Origin of the sequence: Nocardia coffeae, from assembly GCF_019890715.1 — a bacterium.
Classification (GTDB): Bacteria; Actinomycetota; Actinomycetes; order Mycobacteriales; family Mycobacteriaceae; genus Nocardia; species Nocardia jiangxiensis.
The window spans coordinates 177707-197999 of sequence record NZ_JAINZY010000016.1 but is presented as its reverse complement, the minus strand read 5'-3'; the positions used below and the strand labels follow the sequence as shown (position 1 = coordinate 197999).

The following is a 20293-nucleotide window of genomic DNA, read 5'->3' as shown; positions in this document are numbered from 1 at the left end:
TCGTCAATCTTGGCAGCCGCAGGGTAACTCGGCCAGTGCGACGCCACTTCGCAACAGCGCCAATTGATTCCGTGACACCTGTAGACGCACTGGAATTCCGATGCGGGTACCGACTATTCGATCAACCACAGCCGATGCGGTGGAATCTGTTGCGGGCGTGGCCTGTTCGCTCCAGCGGCGCTCGACGTTCCGGAGCGTCGGTGGCGCTCGATGACGGAATCGGCCGGTCACTCGGGACTATTTCCGCGGCGGAGGTTGTGGGAGCGGGGTTCTCGGCTGTCGAGCTGGTGGGTGAACAGGGGATTCCAGGTGATGATGCTGTGGATGCCCGATTGAGCGGCGTCGGCCAGGAGGGTGTCGAGGTCGGTGACGTCCAGGTGAGCGAGAGTCGGGGTGAAGATCGCTTCCGCGTCGGCGCGGTGGGCCTCGTGTAGGAGGCGTGCCATGCGGTCCGGATCGGCATGACCGAAGACGATCGTTTTCGAATGTACGTAGCCGAATCGTTTTGCCAGCGACCGCAACTGATTCTCGTGCCAGGTCTGGTTCAACTTCGATATATCACGCCTCAGGTACGAAATAGCAATGGGGACAGTCCAATCTCGGTTCTTCGGGAACATGTCGGTGACGTCCTTTCACGTGTCGGATGTGTGACGACGAGAAGAAATACGGTGTGCCGCGCCGCCGGACACCGCTTCAAGGCTGTCGCACAAGGGTTTCCGCATGTGATGGCATAGTGGTGGGATACCGTAGGGGAAGCGTGCGTATGTGCCGGTTCGTGAGCTGGAAACGTAGGTAGGGGAATGGTCAGAGGGCGGGCCTGGACCGGTTTCGAAGCGGTGGCGCTACAGGAGGCCATGCGCAAGTCGATCCGTGAGTACGCGGCTCTGTTGGGGATCGATACGACGACGATCGCCAACTGGCGTAGTGGACTCGGTGCTGTCCATCCCCGGCCCCGGATGCAGGAGATTCTCGATACGACGCTGGATCAGCGAGCCACGCCGGACGACCGAATTCGATTCGAGCAGATCCTTGCCGAGGGGGAACAGGTCTGGCGGCGGCGTCATCCGGGGAACTCACGACGACCCGTGAAAACCGATATCTGCTCGGCTATTTCGTCGGTCGGGATCGGCGACCGGCTTCGGAACGATCGCGAGGGCATTGATGCCGACCGATTGGCCTACGTTGCCGCACATCCGAGGCAGGTCGATCGGACGGCGTTGGACGAACTGTCCGTTGTGTTGGCGGCCATACGTAAGCTCGATGATTCGCTGGGGTCGGAATCGGTTCTTCCCGCCGTGAACGGGACCGTGATCACCGTCGAGCGGCTCGTAAGGGAAGCGCGCGGTTCGATTCGGCCCGCTGTGCTGAATATCGGCGCGCAGTGGTTGCAGATGTCGGGCTGGCTGAACACGACGACCAAGCGGCATACGATCGCGCGGACCGTGCAGGATCGGATGCTGGAATGGTCCGTCGAGTTGGACGATCCGGACCTGATCTCGACAACGCTCGGTGTGAAAGGGCATCGGGCTTGGACTCAGGACGAATTCGGTCCGATGATCGGCCTGTCGGAAGCGGCCGGTCGGTACGGGCGGGCATCCCCGGCGGTGCTGGCGGTGGCGGCGCAGCAGCAAGCGCGCGGTCATGCGCTCGTCGGGGAGGCCGAGGAGACCGAGCGCAAACTCGATCAGGCCGATGACTATGCGGTGTCGGCTACCGTCGATCCCGAGCGCATTCCGCCGTGGTTGTACTTCCACAGCACGGATCTGCTTGTGCTGCAACGCGGTTTGGCGTACAAATACCTCGCCGAATCCGGGCGGCGGACCTATCGGCGCAAGGCGATCGACACATTGTCCGCGGGCTTGGCGGGACTCGATCGGGAGACTCGTGAATCGGATTGGATGCGTTGGTATTTCGACCAACTGGACGAGTTGACTCGCACCTGCTGAATTCGGGTGGTTATCGGTGTGGGCGAATTCGCCTACACCCAAATACCTTTGCCGACGGTCACCACACCGCCGTGGCTCACCGCGAAACGCTGGCGGTCCCGTTCCAGGTCGACGCCGATGATCTCGCCCTCGCCCACCATGACGTTCTTGTCCAGGATCGCGCGACGTACCACCGCGCCACGGCCCACCCGGACGCCGGGTAGCAGCACGCTGCCCTCGACGGTCGCGCCGTCCTCGACGAAAACGTTCGAGCTGAGTACCGAATTGCGGACGGTGGCGGCGGACAGGATGCTGCCGGAGCCGACGATGGATTCCTGGGCCAGGCCGCCCTGAGCGAATTTGGCGGGTGGGAGATTTTCCGCGGCGCCGCGGATGGGCCAGTGGCGGTTGTAGAGGTTGAAGACGGGGTGTACCGAGACCAGGTCCATGTGGGCGTCGTAGAAGGCGTCGATGGTGCCCACGTCGCGCCAGTAACCGCGGTCGCGGTCGGTGGAGCCGGGGACGTCGTTCTCGGCGAAGTCGTAGACGCTCGCCTCGCCCTGGGAGACCAGGGTCGGGATGATGTCGCCGCCCATGTCGTGATCGGAATCCGAATCCTCGGCGTCGGCGCGGATCGCGTCCACCAGCGTCTTGGTGGTGAACACGTAATTGCCCATCGAGGCGAAGGTCATATTCGGATCGTCCGGAATGCCGGGCGGATGAGCCGGTTTCTCCAGGAATTGCGTGATCCGGCCCGATTCGTCGGAATCGATGCAGCCGAACGCACTCGCCTCACTGCGCGGCACCCGGATTCCGGCCACGGTCACCCCGGCGCCGGAATCGATGTGATGCGCCACCAACTGTTCGGGGTCCATCCGATACACGTGATCGGCGCCGAACACCACGATGTAATCGGGATCCTCGTCGTAGATCAGGTTGAGCGACTGCATGATCGCGTCGGCGCTGCCGGTGTACCAGCGCGGTCCCAGGCGCTGCTGCGCGGGCACCGGGGTGATGTACTCGCCGCCGAATCCGGACAGCCGCCAGGTCTGCGAGATGTGCCGATCCAGCGAATGCGACTTGTACTGGGTGAGAACGCATATCCGCAGATATCCGGCATTGACCAGATTGGACAGGACGAAATCGATCAGCCGGTACGCACCCCCGAACGGGACCGCGGGTTTGGCGCGGTCCTTGGTGAGCGGGAACAGGCGCTTGCCCTCACCACCGGCGAGCACGATCCCTAGTACGTGCGGCTGGCTCCTCACGAGTCCAACTTACCGCCCGAGGAGTGGACGGGTGGTGATGGCGAAGGTGAACGATTAGGTTGGACCGGTGAGTTCCCGTGTAGTGAGCGAGCTTGCGAGTGAACCATCAACACAGCGCGGCCCGCGTACGGCGGAGCCGAGCGCCAGCGAGGCGCAGCCGTGAGCGGTAGCGATCCCCAGGAACGCGACCGTCTCCGGGTCGCGATGATGACTCGTGAATATCCGCCCGAGGTGTACGGCGGCGCCGGGGTGCACGTCACGCAGCTGACCGCGAAACTGCGACGGCTGTGCGATGTGACGGTGCACTGTATGGGTATCCCGCGCGACGACGCGGTGGTGCATCAACCCGATCCCATGCTGTACGCGGCCAATTCCGCCCTGCAGATGATGTCGGCGCAACTGCGGATGGCCGATGCCGCCGACGGCGTCGACGTGGTTCACTCGCACACCTGGTACACCGGCCTGGCCGGACATCTGGCCGCCACGCTGCACGGGATTCCGCATGTGCTGACGGCACATTCGCTCGAACCGCGGCGGCCGTGGAAGGCCGAGCAGCTCGGCGGCGGATACCGGTTGTCCTCCTGGTCCGAGCGCAACGCGATGGAGTACGCCGACGCGATCATCGCCGTCAGCGCTGGCATGCGGCACGACGTGCTGGACGCCTATCCGTCCATCGATCCGGACCGGGTTCACGTGGTGCACAACGGAATCGACGCACAGGTCTGGCATCCCGGCGGTCCGGTCCCCGAGGCCCGCGACGTGCTGGACGAGCTCGGGGTGCGCAGGGATCTGCCGATCGTCTCGTTCGTCGGGCGGATCACCCGGCAGAAGGGCGTCGGCCATCTGCTCGCCGCCGCCCGCGATTTCGATCCCGGAATTCAGCTCGTCCTGTGCGCCGGTGCGCCCGACACACCGCAGCTCGAGGTCGAGGTGTCGGCGGCGGTGGCGGATCTGGCCGAACGTCGCGGGGGAGTGTTCTGGGTGCGCGAGATGCTGCCGTCCGAACAGGTGCGCCAGATCCTGGCGGCCTCGGCGGTATTCGTGTGCCCCTCGGTGTACGAGCCGCTGGGCATCGTCAATCTGGAGGCGATGGCCTGCGGTACGGCCGTCGTCGCATCGGACGTCGGCGGCATCCCGGAGGTCGTGTCCGAGGCGACCGGACGGCTCGCGCACTACGACAGCGAGAAGCCCGTGGATTTCGAACACGATCTGGCCGAGGCGGTCAATGCCGTCGCCGGTGATGCGCAACTCGCCGAATCCCTGGGCGTCGCCGGACGCGCCCGCGCTGTCGCCGAATTCGACTGGGCGCAGGTCGCCGAGCGCACCGTGCAACTCTACGAACGCATCCGCAAGAACTGATCTCGCTCACGCCCGGCCGAAGGTCGAGACCGTGACCGAGGCCGTCACCCGGACGATGTCGGGCAGCGCGGCGATCCGCTGAGCACGCTGCTCGGCGGCGTGATGGGCCGAGGGGCCCATGGCGGCGACCGCGGCGATGTCGTCGTGGGTGAGTTTCATCGAGTACTCCACGACGTCGCGGTCACGGAGGGTGAAGTGCGCCGACATCGTCTCGGCGAGGCGATCGTCCTTGGCGGTGTCCACGCCGATCATGGCCAGCGGCTCGATCAGCTCGGACAGGTGGCGCGGCGTCGGGGTGACCACCGTGACCAGACCGTTCGGGGTGAGTGTTCGGGCGATCTCGTCGGCGTTGCGGGGTGCGAACACCGACAGTGCGTGATCGATCCGGCCGGTCCCGATCGGCAGGCCGCGCCAGGCGTCGGCGAGGATCGAGGCGGCGCGGGGGTGTGCGCGGGCGCCGCGCCGGGCGGCGGGCTTGGACACGTCCAAGGCGATCCCGTACGCATCCGGCGCGGCGTCCAATGCCGCGGCGAGGTAATACCCGGTGCCGGCGCCGATCTCGAGAATCGAGAACGGGGACGGTGGGTCGTCCCGGTGAACGGCGTCGGCCACCGCATCGGCAATGGGTGCGAAATGGCGCGCATCCTGAAAGGCGGCCCGTGCGTCGAGCATGGCCGCGGTATCGCCGGACATTTTCGTCGACGCACCCGTCAGCAAGCTGACATATCCCTGCCGGGCGATATCGAAACCATGTCCGCGCGCGCAGAACAATGAACGATCGCGCACGGCCAGAACGTCACCGCATTCGGGACAGGCCAGCAAGAACGCGACCGTGGCGAGCTGTGCCGCCGGATTCACCACTTCGGGCGAGTCGAGCGACTAACTCGTGACTTGGGTGAGCTCTTTGCCCAGAGCCGCCGCCTCGTCGGGCGTGAGCTCGACGACCAAACGCCCGCCACCCTCGAGTGGAACCCGCATGACGATTCCACGCCCTTCCTTGGTTGCCTCGAGGGGACCATCCCCGGTGCGGGGCTTCATGGCCGCCATCCTCTGCTCCCTCCAGATCCGCGCGGTCTTCTGCGCACTTTCTTGGAACTCGTGTTGTTACCAACAGGTAGCCCGCCGAAGCAGCGATCGCCGCGACGAGGGGCTACACCAGGCCCATTCTTCCCTATTGCGGAACTGGGCGGGTACCGGAGTTCCAAAACCGACCAGCCGGGCGTGTACTCACGCGCGCGCGTCAACCCAGCAATCGGCCAGATGATCGTTGACCATCCCGGTCGCCTGCATCAGCGCATATGCCGTTGTCGGACCGACGAAGCGGAACCCGCGTCGCTTGAGTTCCTTTGCGAGAGCGGTCGATTCGGATGTGACGGCGGGCACATCGGATAGCGTGCGCGGGCGCTTACGCGGCGCCGGGGCGAAGGACCAGATCAACTTGTCCAGACTAGTGTCCAGCTCACGGGCAACTTTTGCGTTTGCGATGCACGACACGACCTTGGCGCGATTGCGCACGATGCCCTGATCCGCCAGCAGCCGTTCCACATCCGCGTCGCCGAATTCGGCGACCCGTTCGATCGAGAATCCGGCGAAGGCCGATCGGAAGGCCGGACGCTTGCGCAGGATCGTGATCCAGGACAGCCCCGACTGGAACGCTTCGAGACTCATCCGCTCGAACATGGCGTCGTCACCGTGCAGCGGACGACCCCATTCCTGGTCGTGATAATCCCGATAGAGCTGCGAGGATTCGGCCCAGCCGCAGCGCACCCGGCCGTCGGGTGTCACGGGCCCGTCGGTACTCACAGCTGCCCCCCTGTGGTCTGTCCGGGCTGGCCGGGCCACGGAACGGGCTGGTTGTGCGGGGGCTGGGCGGGTGTCGGGGCGACCGGTGGGAGCGACAGGCTGCCGGTTGCCGGGGCTGTCGGCGGTGGAAAGCCCGCGGACTGGTCGAATGCGGGTTGTCCGCCGGTGTACGCGCCCGGCGCGACCGGATAGCCGTCCGGTCCGGCTGTGCCAGGGGGCGATGTGGCGACGAACGGGACGCTCGGTTGCGGTGGTCCGGCGGGGGCAGCGGCCGGCGGCGCCATGAACGGGCTGCCCGGTTGCGGTGCTGCGGCGACGGCCGGTACCGCGCCGGATGCGGGTGTCGCGGTGACGGGGCTGCCCGGTGGGGGTGGTGTGGCGGGGAGCGGGCCCGTGCCGTTCCCGACGGCCGGGGGTTCCCACGGGCCGGTCTCGGCCGGGTCGTGCCAGGGAATCTGTCCTATTACGTTCCCGGGTGCGGTGGGCAGGTAGCCGATTGTCAGTCCGGCCAGCGACGATTGCATTCCGTCGTTTCGACCGGGCGTGTCGTTCGGCGTTTCGCCGCTCTGCTCGGTCGATTCGCTGCCCTGGGTATTGCCGGGGCGTTCGATCCTGGACTCGCCGTGCGGCTGCGACGTCCCGGTGGCCGGGTGGGCGCCGGTCCACGCGCCGGAGCCGGTCTGCTCCGTGGGCTCGGTTCCCTCGGGACGCTGTGGTGATTCGCTGTGCGCCTGGGCGAGCTGCGCTTCCAGTTCGTCGATGCGGGCGGCGAGCCGGGCCAGTGCCCAATCCACCTCACCCGCCTTGTATCCCCGGAAAACCTGCTGGAAGCGCAGATCTCGGACGTCGGCGCCGCTGATGTCGTGGGCCGGCAGCACGGTCTCGGTCGTTCCCTCGGGCAGCGGACCCAGTTCCTCCGCGCGCCCGAACACCGCGCTCGCGACCAGGAACAGCAGCGCGGCGACCAATCCGACGATCAGCACGTACAGCAGCATCGTGAGCATGCGTTCGAGAATAGGGGGCGGCGCCGACAGGAGCGACGCTGCCGTCGGCGGTCCGGAGCGAGTCCCGATCGCGTCGGGAGCCGCGGGCCGGTGACCGGCCCATCCGGCCGGTTCCCCGCCCAGCGGCCCGATGGACGCGGATCACGAACCGCCGGTTCACCTTTCGCCGGTGCGCCGGAAACAGTAGGCGGAAGCGGCCAGATACTGCCGGCAGCCGCCGCCGTGCCCGGCGTGTACGGCCAGGATGAATCGCGCCAGCTCGTCGGTGAGATCGACGGGCTCGTGCGAACAGTCACGGCTGTTCATCAACCACATGTCCCGGGTACCGGAAGACGGTGTGTTCATGGGAGATACCTCCTGGGCGAGTGGACGCACCCGGCGCCGCTCCGCCGTGGTTCTCAGGATCGCCGACCACGGTGCGCGATGACTCCGGCTGTGAAGGTGACGCTCGACGCCGGGTGCCCCAACTACTTTCGTCGTTTCCGTACCGATGCGAAATCGCGCAGTGTTGGCGTTGGTGTTGGCCTACTGTTGGCATGAAGGTTCGAAACACAGAATTAACACACACTCACAACAGGACTCCCCATGGTGTTGGGTCGGCCGTGGACCGGCTTCGAAGCAGTGGCGCTGCAGGAGGCTACGCGAAAGTCCGTGCGGGAGTTCGCAGCCCATCTCGGCGTCGAGATGACGACGGTCGCCAATTGGCGCGCGGGCTTGAGTGCGGTCACCCCGCGCCCGCTCACCCAGGAGCTACTCGACACCCTGCTGGTGCAGGTAGGGCCGGATGTTCGCGAGCGGTTCGAGCAGATCCTCGCCGAAGGCGAGATGACGCTCGGCGCACGCCGTCTGCCCGCCCGCCGCACCACCGCGCCGATCGTGCCCGCTCCCGGCTACGACGCGACGCTGCTCACCCGGCTCGACGACGCTCGCGCGCTGGTCGACCGGACCGTGGCCGCCTGCACGGTCGGCCCGGTGATGGTGGATCTGATGGAGGAGCGGGCCGCCGGACGCGTGCTGGCCTACACCCGCACCCCGCCCGCGCAGGTACTGGCCACGGTCCTGCCGGACGTGCTCGAGGTCCAGGCGGTCGCGACCCAACGTCAGCCCGCGGCAATCCAATCCCGGCTCTCGGAGGTCACCGCGGTCCTGGGCCTGCTGATCGCGGACGCGCTGATGAAACTCGGCCAGATCGAACGGGCGAACTTCTGGTACGGCACCGCGCGCATGGCCGCCGACGACACCGCCAACCTGCGCTTGCGGGCCCAGGTGCGCGCCCAGCACGCGATGCTGCCGTACTACTACGGCAGTCCCGAGCAGGCGGTGGTGCTCGCTCGGGCCGCGCAGGCGCAGTTGCCCGAAACCGCCGATGACGCAACGGCTCTGGCGGCCGCCGCCGAGGCGCGGGCGCTGGCCCGGCTGGGCGATACCGCAGGTGCGGACCTGGCGCTGACGCGGGCGGTGCACCGGACCGCCGAACTCGGTGACACCGCCACCGACGAGGCGTTCCGATTCGGTGAAAAGCGTTTGCTGCTCTACCAATCCGGCATTCTGACCAATCTCGGGCGTACCGATGCGGCGCGGCGGGTGCAGGAGCAGGCGTTGCAGCTGTATCGGATGAGTCCGGACGTGGTGGTCGATCCCGCGCTCATCGAACTCGACACTGCGATCGGCTATGCGGTCGACGGCGCGGTGGACGAGGCGTGCGAGCTGGCCGCGCAGGTGCTGACCACGTTGCCGCCGGAACATCGCACCACGATCGTGCTGACCCGGGCGGCCGCGGTGGTGGACGCCATCGGGGAACGCGGCCGCGGGCGTCGTCAGGTGGACGAGCTGCGGCATCTGGTTTCCGTCCGAGCGGAGGTCGCGCAGTGATCGAACGGTTCTGTCCTGCTCGCGGATTCGATTCCGTCGACGCACTGTGGCATTCGGTGGTCTTCGAAGGAAGGGGTCCGCGGTGATCACGACGTTCGAACCGGCCGAACCGGTTGCCGCCCCGGCGTTCACTCCGGAGCGGACCCTGTCGATACTCGAACACGCCTGCCGTGCGGTGGGTTTGGATCACGCTGGTGCGCAGCTGATGCGACATCACACCAATGCGGTGTACCGGTTGGTGAGCGCTCCGGTGGTGGTGAAGATCGATCGGCCCTGCCAGGGCCGATCGCCGGTCGACGTGGTCGCGCTGGTGCGCTGGTTGCAGGCCAGGCAGGTGCCGGTGGTGGGGCTCGCGCCGGCGCGGCAGCCGATGAAGATCGGCGGTTCCGCGATCACCTTCTGGCGTTACCTGCCGCAATTTCGCGAGATCGCCGCGCCGGATCTCGCCGCACCCCTGTCGATGCTGCATTCGCTGCGCACCCGCCCACCGCAATGGCTGCCCGCTCGCCATCTGGCCGGAACTTTCACCCGGATCGCGCAATCCATTGCGGCGAGCCGGATCCTGACCCCCGAGGACCGCGCCCTGCTGCGGGCCGAACGAGCCCGCCTGGCCGCCCGCGCCGCCGAAATCAGCTTCGTCCTGCCGCCGGGGCTCATCCACGGCGACGCCCATCACCGGAACATGCTGTGGGACCCGGCCACCGGCGGCGGCGTCCTGTGCGACTGGGAGAGTGCGGCATACGGGCACCCCGAATGGGATCTGGTCACCCTCGAAGTGCACTGCCGCCGCTTCGCCCACCCCGCCGCCGAATACGAGAAGTTCTGCCACGCCTACGGTTTCGACATCCGCACCTGGCCCGGCTACTCCTGGCTTCGTGACCTGCGCGAACTCCGCATGATCACCACCAACGCCTACAAATCCGCCCCCGACACCCCGTGTGCCCGAGAGGTCCTGCGCCGGATTGCAGCCCTGCGAGCAGGTGTCCCATCCCGTTGGAACATCCTGTAGCTCAGCGTCTTTCGTATCGGATATCCGAAGAAGCTCAGAGCTTACGGGTGGTGTCGATGCCCAGGGACATGCCCGCCAGGCCGCGGCGGCGGACGGCGAGCTTCTCGGCGATGTCGAGCAGGGCCTGGGCGGCCGGGTTGTCGGGGGAGCTCAGGACGATGGGGGTGCCCTCGTCGCCTGCCTCGCGGAGTTCCTGGGTGATCGGGATCTGGCCCAGGAGAGGGACGTTCGCGCCGACGGCCTGGGTGAGGCGATCGGCGACGTCCTGGCCGCCGCCGGAGCCGTACAGATCCATCCGGGAGCCGTCGGGCAGATCCAGCCAGGACATGTTCTCCACCACGCCCGCGATGCGCTGACGGGTTTGCAGGGCGATCGCCCCGGCCCGCTCGGCGACCTCCGCCGCGGCCGGTTGAGGTGTGGTCACCACCAGGATCTCGGCATTGGGGATGAGCTGGGCGATGGAGATCGCGACGTCACCGGTGCCGGGCGGCAGATCCAGCAGCAGGATGTCCAGATCGCCCCAGAACACGTCGGCGAGGAACTGCTGCAGCGCGCGATGCAACATCGGGCCGCGCCACACCACCGGCGTATTGCCCTGGGTGAACATCGCGATCGAGATGACCTTCACCTCGTGCGAGACCGGCGGCATGATCATCCGCTCGACCTGGGTGGGCCGCTGATCGGTGCCGAGCATGCGAGGTACCGAATGGCCGTAGATGTCCGCGTCCAGCACGCCCACCGACAGACCACGCGCGGCCATCGCGGCCGCGAGATTGACGGTGACACTGGACTTTCCGACCCCGCCCTTACCGGAGGCGACCGCGTAGACGCGGGTCAGCGAACCGGGCTGGGCGAACGGGATCACCGGTTCGGCGGCATCGCCGCGCAACTGCTTGCGCAGTTCGGTGCGCTGCTCGTCGTTCATCACGTCGAGCTCCACGGTGACCGCACCCGCGCCGGGCACATCGGCGACCGCGCGGGAGACCCGATCGCTGATCTCGGTGCGCAGCGGGCAGGCGGCGGTGGTCAGGTAGATCTCGACGTCGACCCTGCCGTCGTCACCGACCCGAACGTCCTTGACCATGCCCAGTTCGGTGATCGGCTTGCGAATCTCCGGGTCGATCACCTTCGCGAGGGCGCCCCGCACATCCGATTCCGTAACCACTGGCATGAGCCCGAGTCTAGCGACTGTATTTTTGGCCTCCGCTTCGCTGCTCTACCTTTGGCCTCCGCTTCGCTGCGGCGGGTTCGCGGCCCCTGGAGTCTCGCCGTTCGGCCCCGTGTCGGGCACTCGTTCCTCGCACCCGCCACGCGTCCGAACGACGAGACGGGGCGCGAGCCGTGTTGTTGGCGTCCGCGTCCGCGTCTAGACCGGCGCGGACGGCCGAACTCGTCGGCTGTGTCAGATGGTGGGCAGGTCCGCGGCGTGCGGGGTGACGCCGGTGCGGTAGGCGGTCTCCCAGGCCATGACGTTCGCGACGTAGGCCATCGAGTTGTTGTAGCGCATGATGGCCCGCGACTGCTGGGACAGATCCCGCATGTCCAGCCCGCCCTCGCACAGATACTTGCCCGCGGTCAGCGAGGCGTCGTAGATGTTCTGCGGATCGGAGATGCCGTCGCCGCGGGCATCGCCCGCGTACTTGCGGTAGGTGTCGGGCAGGAACTGCATGGGGCCGACCGCGCGGGCGTAGCTCGTCATACCGTCCAGTGCGCCGCCGTCGGTCTCCGGGACGACGTTGTTGCCGTAGAGGCTGCCGTCCAGGACCGGACCGTAGATCGGCTCGATCGGATTGCCGTCGGCGTCGAGCTTGCCGTACGCCTGATGCGATTCGATCTGACCGATACCGGCCAGCATCGACCACGGCATGTGGCAGTTCGGATCCTCCTGGGCCAGGATGTGCTCGGCGTTCTGGTAGGCGGCGTAGGCCACGCCGGGTATGCCCAGCGGACCGGCCGGACCCTGCGCCTGGGCCCGATTCTCCGGCAGCGCAACCGATTCCACGACCGGCGGCCCGGGGTGCTTCGCCAGGTGCATGGTCTCCTCGGAGACCGCTGCGGCGGTGGCGGCCTGGGCCTGCTGTGCGCCCGAATTGTGTTGCGCCGCCGACAAGGCCACGAACTCTCCGGTGTTCAGCTCCGAGGCGGAGGCGGTGCTGACCGTCACGACCCCTGCGGGGACGAGACCAGCCAACGCGATAACAGATCCGCGCCGGAATACTGGCTCCGGCTGCTTGCGGTGACGTCCCACTGTGTGGTGACCCTCCAATGCTCGCTGTGAGCTTTGCGTGACACAACGATTGAAGGTTACCGCATCCGAGATCTTTTCGTTACTCCTTCGTGATGGTCTTCTCGGTTTAGCGTTACCGAGGGGCCGGCGGCAGTGGGATGACGATGCCGAACGGCAGCGTGATTCCCGGCGGAGGCGGCGCGACGGTGGGCGCGGGCGCGGGTGCCGCGGGTTCGGGCGTCTTCGCCGGTGGCGCAGGCTGTTGCGGCGTAGTAGCCGGTGCGGGCGCCGGGGCTTGCTGGACGTCCGGCTTGCCCGGAGCCGCCTGCGGCTGGGCCGGAGTCTGCGGTTGCGTGCAGGCCGTGGGTTGTTGCGGCTGCGGGGCGTTCGGGTCCTTCGGATCGGCCTCGGGCATCACGGCCGGATCGCCGGGTATCGCCGGTGTGCCCGGATTCGCCTGGCCCGCAAGCGCTCCCGGAGCCCACCGCAGGAATCCGGCCAGCGGGTTGCGCGGATCCTGATTCTGCGCCGGGATGGGCGTCGTGGCGGGGTCGCAGGGCTGGGGCTGCTGCGGCGCGGGGCAGAAGACGCCGCACGGAATCGGCGGCAGCCCAGGGACATTGATCATCACCTGCGTCGGCGGCGTTGGCGCGGGCTGGTTGCCGCCCCCGGTGACCGGGGCCTGGGTGGCGGGGCCGGGGGTGGCGGTCACCTTCGAATTCGCCGCCGTCATATCCGATCCCGCGCCTTCGGGCATCGTGCCCGGCGGAACCAGATCAGGGGAGATCGTGACCTGAGTCGGGACGCCGCCGGTCCGGTAGGCGTTGGCCCAGCTCAACACTTCCGAGGCGTAGGCGATGGAGTTGTTGTAGCGCAGCACCGCGCGCAACTGCTGCTGCGGATCGCGCAGATTCAGCCCGCCCGAGCACAGATATTTGCCCGCGGCGAGTGCGGCGTCGAAGACGTTGTTCGGGTCGGGACGGCCGTCGCCGCGGCCGTCCGAGGCGTATTCGGCCCAGGTGCCGGGCAGGAACTGCATCGGCCCGATGGCGCGCACGTAACCGCCGTCGCCGGCTTTGAGCACCTCGTTGCCGGGCAGCGTGCCGTCCAGGGACGGACCGTAGATCACCCCGACGGTGGTGCCGTTGGCGTCGGTGCGGCCGTTACCGGCATGGTTCGACTCGATCTTGCCGATACCCGCCAGCAGACTCCAGTTCAGCCCGCAGCCGGGCTCCGAGGACGCCAGCGCCAGCTCGGCATTGCGATAGGCCGCCAACACGATCTCCGGGATGCCGAACACCCCGGCTCCGCCCGGGAGCGAGATGTCCTGCAGCGGCATCGTGCCGCCGAACAGCGGCAGACCATCGGTCGGCGCGGACATCGCGCGAAGTTTGCGGGCGGGTTCGGGCGCGGCGGGAACGATGCCGAAGGTCTCATCCGAGGGTGCGGCGGACGAATTCGCGGGGTCGGTAGCGGCCGTCAGTTGCGGTTCGGCCACGGTCTGCGAGTGCGAGTGCGCAGCGGTCTGAGCCGCCGAACTCGAAGCTACTAAACCCGCCGCCACCAGCGCCGATACGGTAACCGGTCCAGATATTCGCATCGGCACACCAATCCCCTCTGGTCGTGTGAGCGGCTCGGGCAGCACCCGCCGTTCCGTACAACGTGATCCAGGTTACCTATGGGTCACGTCGATGTTGTCGATATTTGCGGTCAGTTGCCACTCATCTGTGGCGAAATCGGTACCTGGCCCCTCTTTCGATCGGTACTCTTCCTCGTTTTGGGCCCATCTCCCGGATCTTCATCGTCCAGCGGGGCGATGGACTCGATCCGGTTCAGCATGCCCTTGATGTCCTCCAGCTCTCGGCGCAGATAGTCGCGCGTGGCCACCTCCCCGACCGCGATCCGCAACGACGCCAGTTCGCGGGCCAGGAATTCGGTGTCGGCCTTGGTCTGCGCCGAGCGGCGGCGATCCTCCTCGAGCGAGACCCGGTCCCGGTTGTCCTGCCGGTTCTGCGCCAGCAGGATCAGCGGCGCGGCATAGGCGGCCTGGGTGGAGAAGGCCAGGTTGAGCAGGATGAACGGATAGGGATCCCAGCGCAGGGCGATCGTGAAGATGTTCAGCACGATCCACACGAACACGATGACGGTCTGGATCACCAGATAGCGGCCGGTGCCCAGGAACCGGGCGATCCGCTCGCTGGTCCTGGCCATCGCCTCGGCGTCGAAATCGAATCGGAATCTGCTCTCGACCGGGGTCTCCAGGCGGGCACGTGGCTTGTCGGCGCGGTCGGTCACTGCAGTTCTCCTTCGGCCCCGGCCCCCATACCCTTGCCGGCGTGCGCGGCGGGCTGGACGTCGTGTGCCTCCTCGTCGTGTTCTCGCCAGTCCTCGGGCAACAGATGATCGAGAACGTCGTCGACGGTCACCGCGCCCACGAGGTGATTCTCCGAATCGACCACCGGCCCGCAGACCAGGTTGTAGGTGGCGAAGTAGCGGGTCACCGCCGGAAGCGAAGTTTCCGGCCGGAGCTGGGACAGATCGGTGTCGACGATACCGCCGAGCAGGGTAGCCGGTGGTTCGCGCAGTAATCGCTGCGTGTGCACGCAACCCAGATAACGTCCCGTCGGAGTGGCCGTCGGCGGCCGGACCACGAACACCATCGAGGCCATCGCCGCGGGCAGATCCGGATCGCGCACCCGCGCCAGCGCCTCGGCCACGTTGGCGGCCGGGGGCAGCACCACCGGTTCGGGGGTCATCATGCCGCCCGCGGTGTACGGGGAGTATTCGAGCAGGCGGCGCACCGGTTCGGATTCCTCCGGATCCATCTGCGCCAGCAGCGCCTCGGCCTCCCCCTCGGGCAGTTCCCCCAGCAGGTCGGCGGCGTCGTCGGGGTCCATCGCCTCGAGCACGTCGGCCGCGCGGGACACGCCCAGATTCTGTACGACATCGATCTGGTCGGTTTCGGGCAGTTCCTGGACGACGTCGGCGAGACGCTCGTTGTCCAGGGCGCGGACCAGTTCGATGCGACGTTTCTCGGGCAGTTCGCGCAGCAGATGGGCCACATCGGCGGGGCGCAGGCCCTCGAACTGTTCCAGCAGGGCGGTCACGCTCTGTCCGGGCAGGTTGAGTTGTTGCAGATTCAGGCCGCGCACCTCGGTCCAGTCCACGACGTGCACCGCGCTGCGGCGCAGGGCCCGGCCCAGTCCGCGATACCGGCGCACCGCGACGCGCGAGACCACCCAGTCGCGGGTGCGGGTCTGTTCCATACCCAGGTCGGCCACGAAGACCTCGACACCGGCGAGTTCGGGCAGATCGGGGTCCTCGACCTGGACGCGCGAGTCGAGGATCTGGGCCAGGGCGAGCATCTCGCCGGGACGTTTCTGGAACCGGCGCAGGCTGACCGTTCCGGTGTTGAGGCTGACCGAACCGGGCTCGATCGAGGTGACTCGCAGCATGGGCACGAAAATGCGTTTGCGCGTTGGCAGTTCGACGATGAGCCCGAGCACTCGGGGTTGTTGTCGGTCGTAGCGGATGGAAATGGCCGCGTCCCGGACACGGCCGATCGATTCGCCGTCCGGACCCAGGACCACCAGACCGGCGAGCCTGGCCGCGAAAACCCTCGTCGAAGCCATGACTGAAAGGTTAGAGGCACCGCTCCGAGGCCGTATCGATAGACTCACCACCGAACCCAGACGTGGAGGAGTCGCGCATGCCAACCCGCCGTTCGGTGCTCGCAGTTCCCGGCAGCAACCCCCGGATGATCGAGAAGGCCAAGGGTCTTCCGGCAGATGAGATATTCCTGGATCTCGAGGATGCGGTGGCTCCGGCCGCCAAGGCCGCGGCGCGGGGAAATATTGTCGCGGCGTTGAATTCGCCGGGCTGGGGCGATCAGATCCGGGTGGTGCGGGTCAACGACTGGACCACGCCGTGGACCTACGCCGACGTGATCGCCGTGGTCGAGGGCGCGGGCGCGCATCTGGACGCGATCCTGCTGCCCAAGGTGGTCGACGCCGGTCAGGTGCGGGCGCTGGATCTGCTGTTGACCCAGCTGGAGAAGGCGTGCGAGCTCGAGGTCGGCAGTATCGGCATCGAACCGCAGCTGGAGAACGCGCTGGGCCTGCGCAACATCGATGAGATCGCCACCGCGAGCCCGCGGGTGCGGACGCTGGTGTTCGGTCCCGCGGATTTCATGGCCAGTATCAATATGCGCACGCTGGTCGTCGGGGAGCAGCCGGAGGGCTACGACACCGGCGATGCCTACCACCACATTCTGATGACCATCCTGCTCACCGCCCGTGCGCACGGGCTGCAGGCGATCGATGGTCCCTACCTGCAGATTCGCGATCTCGACGCGTTCCGGCGGGCGGCGGCTCGCACCGCGGCGCTGGGTTTCGACGGCAAGTGGGTGCTGCATCCGACGCAGATCGAGGCCGCGAACAAGATCTTCAGTCCGCGGCAGGCCGATTACGACCGCGCCGAGGAGATTCTGGACGCGTACGCCTATCACACCTCGGCCGACGGCGGCGCGCGCGGCGCGGTCATGCTGGGTGAGGAGATGATCGATGAGGCGAGCGCGAAGATGGCGCATGTCATAGCGGAGAAGGGGCGTGCTGCGGGAATGGCGCGAACCACGCGTTTCGTACCCCCGTCGGCCGCCGAGAACTAGCATGATGGAGTTATGACCAACCCACTCGGGAATTCGAACCGCAATCGGCAGGGCCTGCCGACCCCGCCGTCGGGCTGGCCGGTCGGGTCGTATCCGACATATGCCGAGGCCCAGCGCGCGGTCGACTATCTGGCCGACAACCAGTTCCCGGTGGAGAACGTGACCATCGTCGGGGTGGACCTGATGCAGGTCGAGCGGGTGCTCTACCGGTTGACCTGGGGCAAAGTCATTGGCGGCGGCATGGTTTCGGGCGCCTGGCTGGGCCTGTTCCTCGGCCTGCTGCTGAGCCTGTTCACCAGCGGCGGCGCGGTCGGCCCGCTGATCGTCGGCCTGGTGGGCGGTGTGATCTTCGGCGTCATCTCCACCTCGATTCCGTACGCGGCCACTCGGGGCCAGCGTGATTTCGCCTCCACCATGCAGTTGGTGGCCGGTCGTTACGACGTGCTGTGTGAGCCGAAGGCCGCCGAACAGGCACGCGACATGCTGGCCCGGCTGGCGATCTGAGCGGTATGAGCTGTCCGGCACGCGCACCTCGGTGGCGCGCAATCAGACGGTGCCGCGCCGAGGTGGGAGTCGGGTCGGCATGGATGTGATCGAATCGGTCCGAGCGGCGGTGCTCGGGCATTTCGCGGTGTCGAGTGCGGATTCGGCCTCGGTGACATTTCTCGGACTCGAGCCGATCGAGATCCTGCGCATTCCCGACGGTGAGTTCGTGCACTACGTCACGCTCGGCGGCGCGCGGCATCCGATGACCGATCCCGGTGCGGCCGTTGTCGATCCGGAGCGTGGGCCGCGCGCGGAACTGGTGCTGACGCTGCGCGGTGGTGACGCGCACACCGGGTTGACCCGCGCACTGGGTGTGCTGATCGCCTCACCTGCGGTGGAAGGCGTTGTGCTGCAACCGGACGCGCTGCTGGACCTGGGAGAACCGCTGTGGCACAACGCACCGTTCACCGCCGTCCTGCTCGGCCCCGGCGACATCCCCGACCTCGCCCTCCCCGACCCCGCGGAGCCCGTGAGCTTCCTGGCGCTGTCGCCGATCACGGCCACCGAGGCCGCCTGGGTACGCCTGCGCGGCGCACCCGCGCTGCGTGAGGCATGGACCGAGGCCGGTATCGACGTGCGCGATCCAGGCCGAGGCGCCGCAAACCTCTGACAACGCCCACCCCTGACCGTCGCTCGGCAAGCCGCGGTGCCCTCGCCGCTCTCCGGCGTGAAATGGCGCAATCCGAACCAGAGACCGAATCCCAGCGGATAGAACCAGAGACCGAACCATCGCGGACACCTGAGTCTCGCCGACCCGGGAAAACGCCAGCTCCAGGGCCGCGGCCCGGGTCGATTCTGGACTGAGTGGAGCGGAGGAGCGAAGCGGGGGAGCGGAAGGAGGGAAGAATCGGCCCTTGGGGGGCCGCGGCCCGCCGGAGCGGAGCGGAGGCAAAATGACACAGTGCGCATCGACCTTCATACCCACAGCAGTGCGTCCGACGGGACCGACAGTCCCGGTGAGCTGATCCGGAGTGCCGCGGCGGCGGGGCTCGATGTGATTGCGATCACCGATCACGATACGACCGCGGGGTGGGGCGAGGCCGCTGGGGCGTTACCGGCGGGGATGAGTCTGGTGCGCGGTATGGAGATGTCGTGTCAGGGGATGGGGGAGGACGGGTGGCCGGTTCCGGTGCATCTGCTGGCCTATCTGTTCGATCCGACCGATGTCGCGTTCGCCCGGGAGCGGGAGCGGCTGCGTGGTGAGCGGGTGGCCCGGGTGCGGGCGATGGCCGAGCGGATGGCCGCGGACGGTCTGCCGGTCGATCCGGACGAGGTGCTGGCCTCGGCCGGACCCGCGGCGGGCCGACCGCATCTGGCGCGCGCTCTCGTCGCGGCCGGTGTGGTGCCGACGGTGGACGCGGCCTTCGCGGAACTGCTGGCTCCGCGTGGCCGCTACTACGCGGAGAAGGCCGACACCCCGCTGCATGCTGCGGTCGAAATGGTCACCGCGGCAGGCGGAGTCGCCGTGGTGGCTCATGCTCGCGCCCGCACGCGCGGTCGGCTGCTGGCTCTCGACGAGATCCGCGATCTGGCCACCGTCGGCCTCGGCGGCCTGGAACTCGACCACCCCGACCACAATCCGTCCGACCGCGCGGTCCTGCGCGATCTGGCCGCCGAACTCGGTCTGCTCACCACCGGCTCGTCGGACTACCACGGTGCGAACAAGGTCATCGAATTGGGTGAATGCACTACGGACCCAGTGCAATTCGAGAAGCTCGTCAGCAAGGCGACCGGCGTCCCGGTGATCACCGCATGACGCCCGGACCATGCGTCATCACACAGGGCCGCAGTTTGCACTGCCCGGAACTCGACCTCGCCCGCGTGAGATCGGGTGGCACGGGTACTCGGTGGCGGTCATATTCCTTGGATGACTGCGACATGTCATCGCATCGGCCGTATTTCGACGACAGGTCGGTGATATCGACCGGCGTGACGGCTCATGGTTGGGCGAATCCCGATGTGGGCGGCTGCTTTCGGGGAGACGCTGATGACCGCGGTACGTCATCGGAGGGCTCGGCTCTCGATCGGGGTGGTCCGAGGATGCGTGCTGTAGCCGACGGGTATCGGGTTTGTCCGATGGTGGGCAAGAACTTTCGAGCAGGGGCCCGGGGTGCGGCATGTCATCGCGCCGCACTCTTCGGGTGCTGTGGTCGAGCACGGGAGGCGATGTGAGCGTATCGGGGCAGGAGATACGGGGGCGTGCGGTGGATCGGTGTGGGACGGAGTGCGTGGCGTGAGGGTTCTGCGGGCGATCAGCGGCGCGGTGGCGGCGGGGATGGTGGTTCTGGCCTTGGTGGTGGCCGGCTCGGCGATCGTGGGCGAGGTGCGGGGGTATCCGGGGCCGGGCGGGAAAATGGTGGGCTGGCATATCGGGTTGGCGGCGGCCGCCGTGGTTGGGCAGGTGTTTGCCGACCGGCGTCGAGGTTTGCCCGCTTTTTCCGGATCGCTGGTTGTTTTTGTGGCGGCAGGTTATCTATTGGTTACGCAATGGTGGAATTGAACTCCGTGTAATGGTTGCCAACGGGTGAATTGTGCCCGAACCTTATTCTCTGTGAGCAAGATCGCGAGCGAATCTTCGAAGCAGTCCGCGGCGCTGGCAGGCCTGTACCGGGTG

Annotated in this window: 20 protein-coding genes and 1 pseudogene; 9 read left to right on the top strand and 12 right to left on the bottom strand. The window is 67.4% G+C overall.

Features of this window, described 5'->3' with window-relative positions; translation table 11 throughout:
- Positions 1-227: 227 nt before the first annotated feature.
- Positions 228-548, bottom strand: a complete 321-nt coding sequence (locus K7711_RS39570) for a hypothetical protein (protein ID WP_222976659.1) — start codon at positions 546-548, stop codon at positions 228-230.
- Between the two features lie 252 nt (positions 549-800).
- On the opposite strand from K7711_RS39570, the gene K7711_RS39565 reads away from it, so the two are divergent.
- Positions 801-1946: an NsdA family TPR-like regulatory protein gene (locus tag K7711_RS39565; RefSeq protein ID WP_222976657.1), complete on the top strand. Its 1146-nt coding sequence runs from the start codon at positions 801-803 to the stop codon at positions 1944-1946.
- Positions 1947-1978: 32 nt separating this feature from the next.
- Here the strand turns inward: K7711_RS39565 and glgC are convergent, their stop codons facing one another.
- The gene (gene glgC, locus K7711_RS39560; RefSeq protein ID WP_222976655.1) at positions 1979-3193 is read right to left on the bottom strand and encodes a glucose-1-phosphate adenylyltransferase; all 1215 of its coding nucleotides are present in this window, start codon (positions 3191-3193) and stop codon (positions 1979-1981) included.
- Between the two features lie 204 nt (positions 3194-3397).
- Between glgC and glgA the strand changes: the two genes are divergently transcribed.
- Positions 3398-4552, top strand: coding sequence for a glycogen synthase (gene glgA, locus K7711_RS39555; protein WP_222976768.1), 1155 nt, complete (start codon positions 3398-3400; stop codon positions 4550-4552).
- Positions 4553-4558: 6 nt separating this feature from the next.
- Here the strand turns inward: glgA and K7711_RS39550 are convergent, their stop codons facing one another.
- The 5 genes and pseudogenes from K7711_RS39550 to K7711_RS39530 all read right to left on the bottom strand — a co-directional run bounded on the left by K7711_RS39550 (position 4559) and on the right by K7711_RS39530 (position 7704).
- Entirely contained in the window at positions 4559-5410 is an 852-nt protein-coding gene (locus K7711_RS39550) for a putative RNA methyltransferase (protein WP_222976766.1), read from the bottom strand.
- Positions 5411-5431: 21 nt separating this feature from the next.
- Positions 5432-5599, bottom strand: a complete 168-nt coding sequence (locus K7711_RS39545; protein WP_083895957.1) for a DUF3117 domain-containing protein — start codon at positions 5597-5599, stop codon at positions 5432-5434.
- A gap of 180 nt (positions 5600-5779) precedes the next feature.
- Positions 5780-6355 (bottom strand): DNA-3-methyladenine glycosylase I, encoded by a 576-nt coding sequence (locus K7711_RS39540; RefSeq protein ID WP_308015154.1) that lies wholly within the window; start codon positions 6353-6355, stop codon positions 5780-5782.
- 737 nt (positions 6356-7092) lie between these two features.
- Positions 7093-7359, bottom strand: a pseudogene (locus K7711_RS39535) (DivIVA domain-containing protein); the annotation flags it as partial.
- Between the two features lie 156 nt (positions 7360-7515).
- On the bottom strand, positions 7516-7704 hold the full coding sequence (locus K7711_RS39530; protein WP_157186432.1) for a hypothetical protein: 189 nt from the start codon (positions 7702-7704) through the stop codon (positions 7516-7518).
- A 240-nt stretch (positions 7705-7944) separates the two neighbouring features.
- On the opposite strand from K7711_RS39530, the gene K7711_RS39525 reads away from it, so the two are divergent.
- Both K7711_RS39525 and K7711_RS39520 read left to right on the top strand, forming a co-directional pair.
- Complete coding sequence (locus K7711_RS39525) at positions 7945-9231, top strand: NsdA family TPR-like regulatory protein (protein WP_222976653.1); 1287 nt, start codon at positions 7945-7947, stop codon at positions 9229-9231.
- Between the two features lie 82 nt (positions 9232-9313).
- On the top strand, positions 9314-10240 hold the full coding sequence (locus K7711_RS39520; protein WP_222976651.1) for an aminoglycoside phosphotransferase family protein: 927 nt from the start codon (positions 9314-9316) through the stop codon (positions 10238-10240).
- Between the two features lie 34 nt (positions 10241-10274).
- Here the strand turns inward: K7711_RS39520 and K7711_RS39515 are convergent, their stop codons facing one another.
- The 5 genes from K7711_RS39515 to K7711_RS39495 all read right to left on the bottom strand — a co-directional run bounded on the left by K7711_RS39515 (position 10275) and on the right by K7711_RS39495 (position 16099).
- A complete protein-coding gene (locus K7711_RS39515) occupies positions 10275-11411 on the bottom strand; it encodes an Mrp/NBP35 family ATP-binding protein (RefSeq protein ID WP_222976649.1) in 1137 nt (378 codons plus the stop codon).
- Between the two features lie 231 nt (positions 11412-11642).
- Positions 11643-12488: a lytic transglycosylase domain-containing protein gene (locus K7711_RS39510; RefSeq protein ID WP_222976647.1), complete on the bottom strand. Its 846-nt coding sequence runs from the start codon at positions 12486-12488 to the stop codon at positions 11643-11645.
- Positions 12489-12600: 112 nt separating this feature from the next.
- Positions 12601-13965 (bottom strand): lytic transglycosylase domain-containing protein, encoded by a 1365-nt coding sequence (locus K7711_RS39505; protein ID WP_308015153.1) that lies wholly within the window; start codon positions 13963-13965, stop codon positions 12601-12603.
- Positions 13966-14177: 212 nt separating this feature from the next.
- On the bottom strand, positions 14178-14762 hold the full coding sequence (locus K7711_RS39500; protein WP_222976645.1) for a DUF1003 domain-containing protein: 585 nt from the start codon (positions 14760-14762) through the stop codon (positions 14178-14180).
- Positions 14759-16099: a magnesium transporter MgtE N-terminal domain-containing protein gene (locus K7711_RS39495; protein WP_222976643.1), complete on the bottom strand. Its 1341-nt coding sequence runs from the start codon at positions 16097-16099 to the stop codon at positions 14759-14761. The genes K7711_RS39500 and K7711_RS39495 overlap by 4 nt, the downstream gene beginning before the upstream one ends.
- Positions 16100-16176: 77 nt before the next feature.
- On the opposite strand from K7711_RS39495, the gene K7711_RS39490 reads away from it, so the two are divergent.
- The 5 genes from K7711_RS39490 (at position 16177) to K7711_RS39470 (ending at position 20179) form a co-directional block, all read left to right on the top strand.
- Positions 16177-17133, top strand: coding sequence for an HpcH/HpaI aldolase/citrate lyase family protein (locus K7711_RS39490; RefSeq protein ID WP_222976641.1), 957 nt, complete (start codon positions 16177-16179; stop codon positions 17131-17133).
- A 12-nt stretch (positions 17134-17145) separates the two neighbouring features.
- The gene (locus K7711_RS39485; RefSeq protein WP_040827443.1) at positions 17146-17637 is read left to right on the top strand and encodes a YflT domain-containing protein; all 492 of its coding nucleotides are present in this window, start codon (positions 17146-17148) and stop codon (positions 17635-17637) included.
- 79 nt (positions 17638-17716) lie between these two features.
- A complete protein-coding gene (locus tag K7711_RS39480) occupies positions 17717-18289 on the top strand; it encodes a suppressor of fused domain protein (protein WP_222976639.1) in 573 nt (190 codons plus the stop codon).
- Between the two features lie 291 nt (positions 18290-18580).
- Positions 18581-19435 carry a PHP domain-containing protein gene (locus tag K7711_RS39475; RefSeq protein WP_222976637.1) on the top strand — a complete coding sequence of 285 codons (855 nt, stop codon included), beginning with the start codon at positions 18581-18583 and terminating at the stop codon, positions 19433-19435.
- A gap of 477 nt (positions 19436-19912) precedes the next feature.
- On the top strand, positions 19913-20179 hold the full coding sequence (locus K7711_RS39470; protein ID WP_222976635.1) for a hypothetical protein: 267 nt from the start codon (positions 19913-19915) through the stop codon (positions 20177-20179).
- Positions 20180-20293 lie beyond the last annotated feature (114 nt).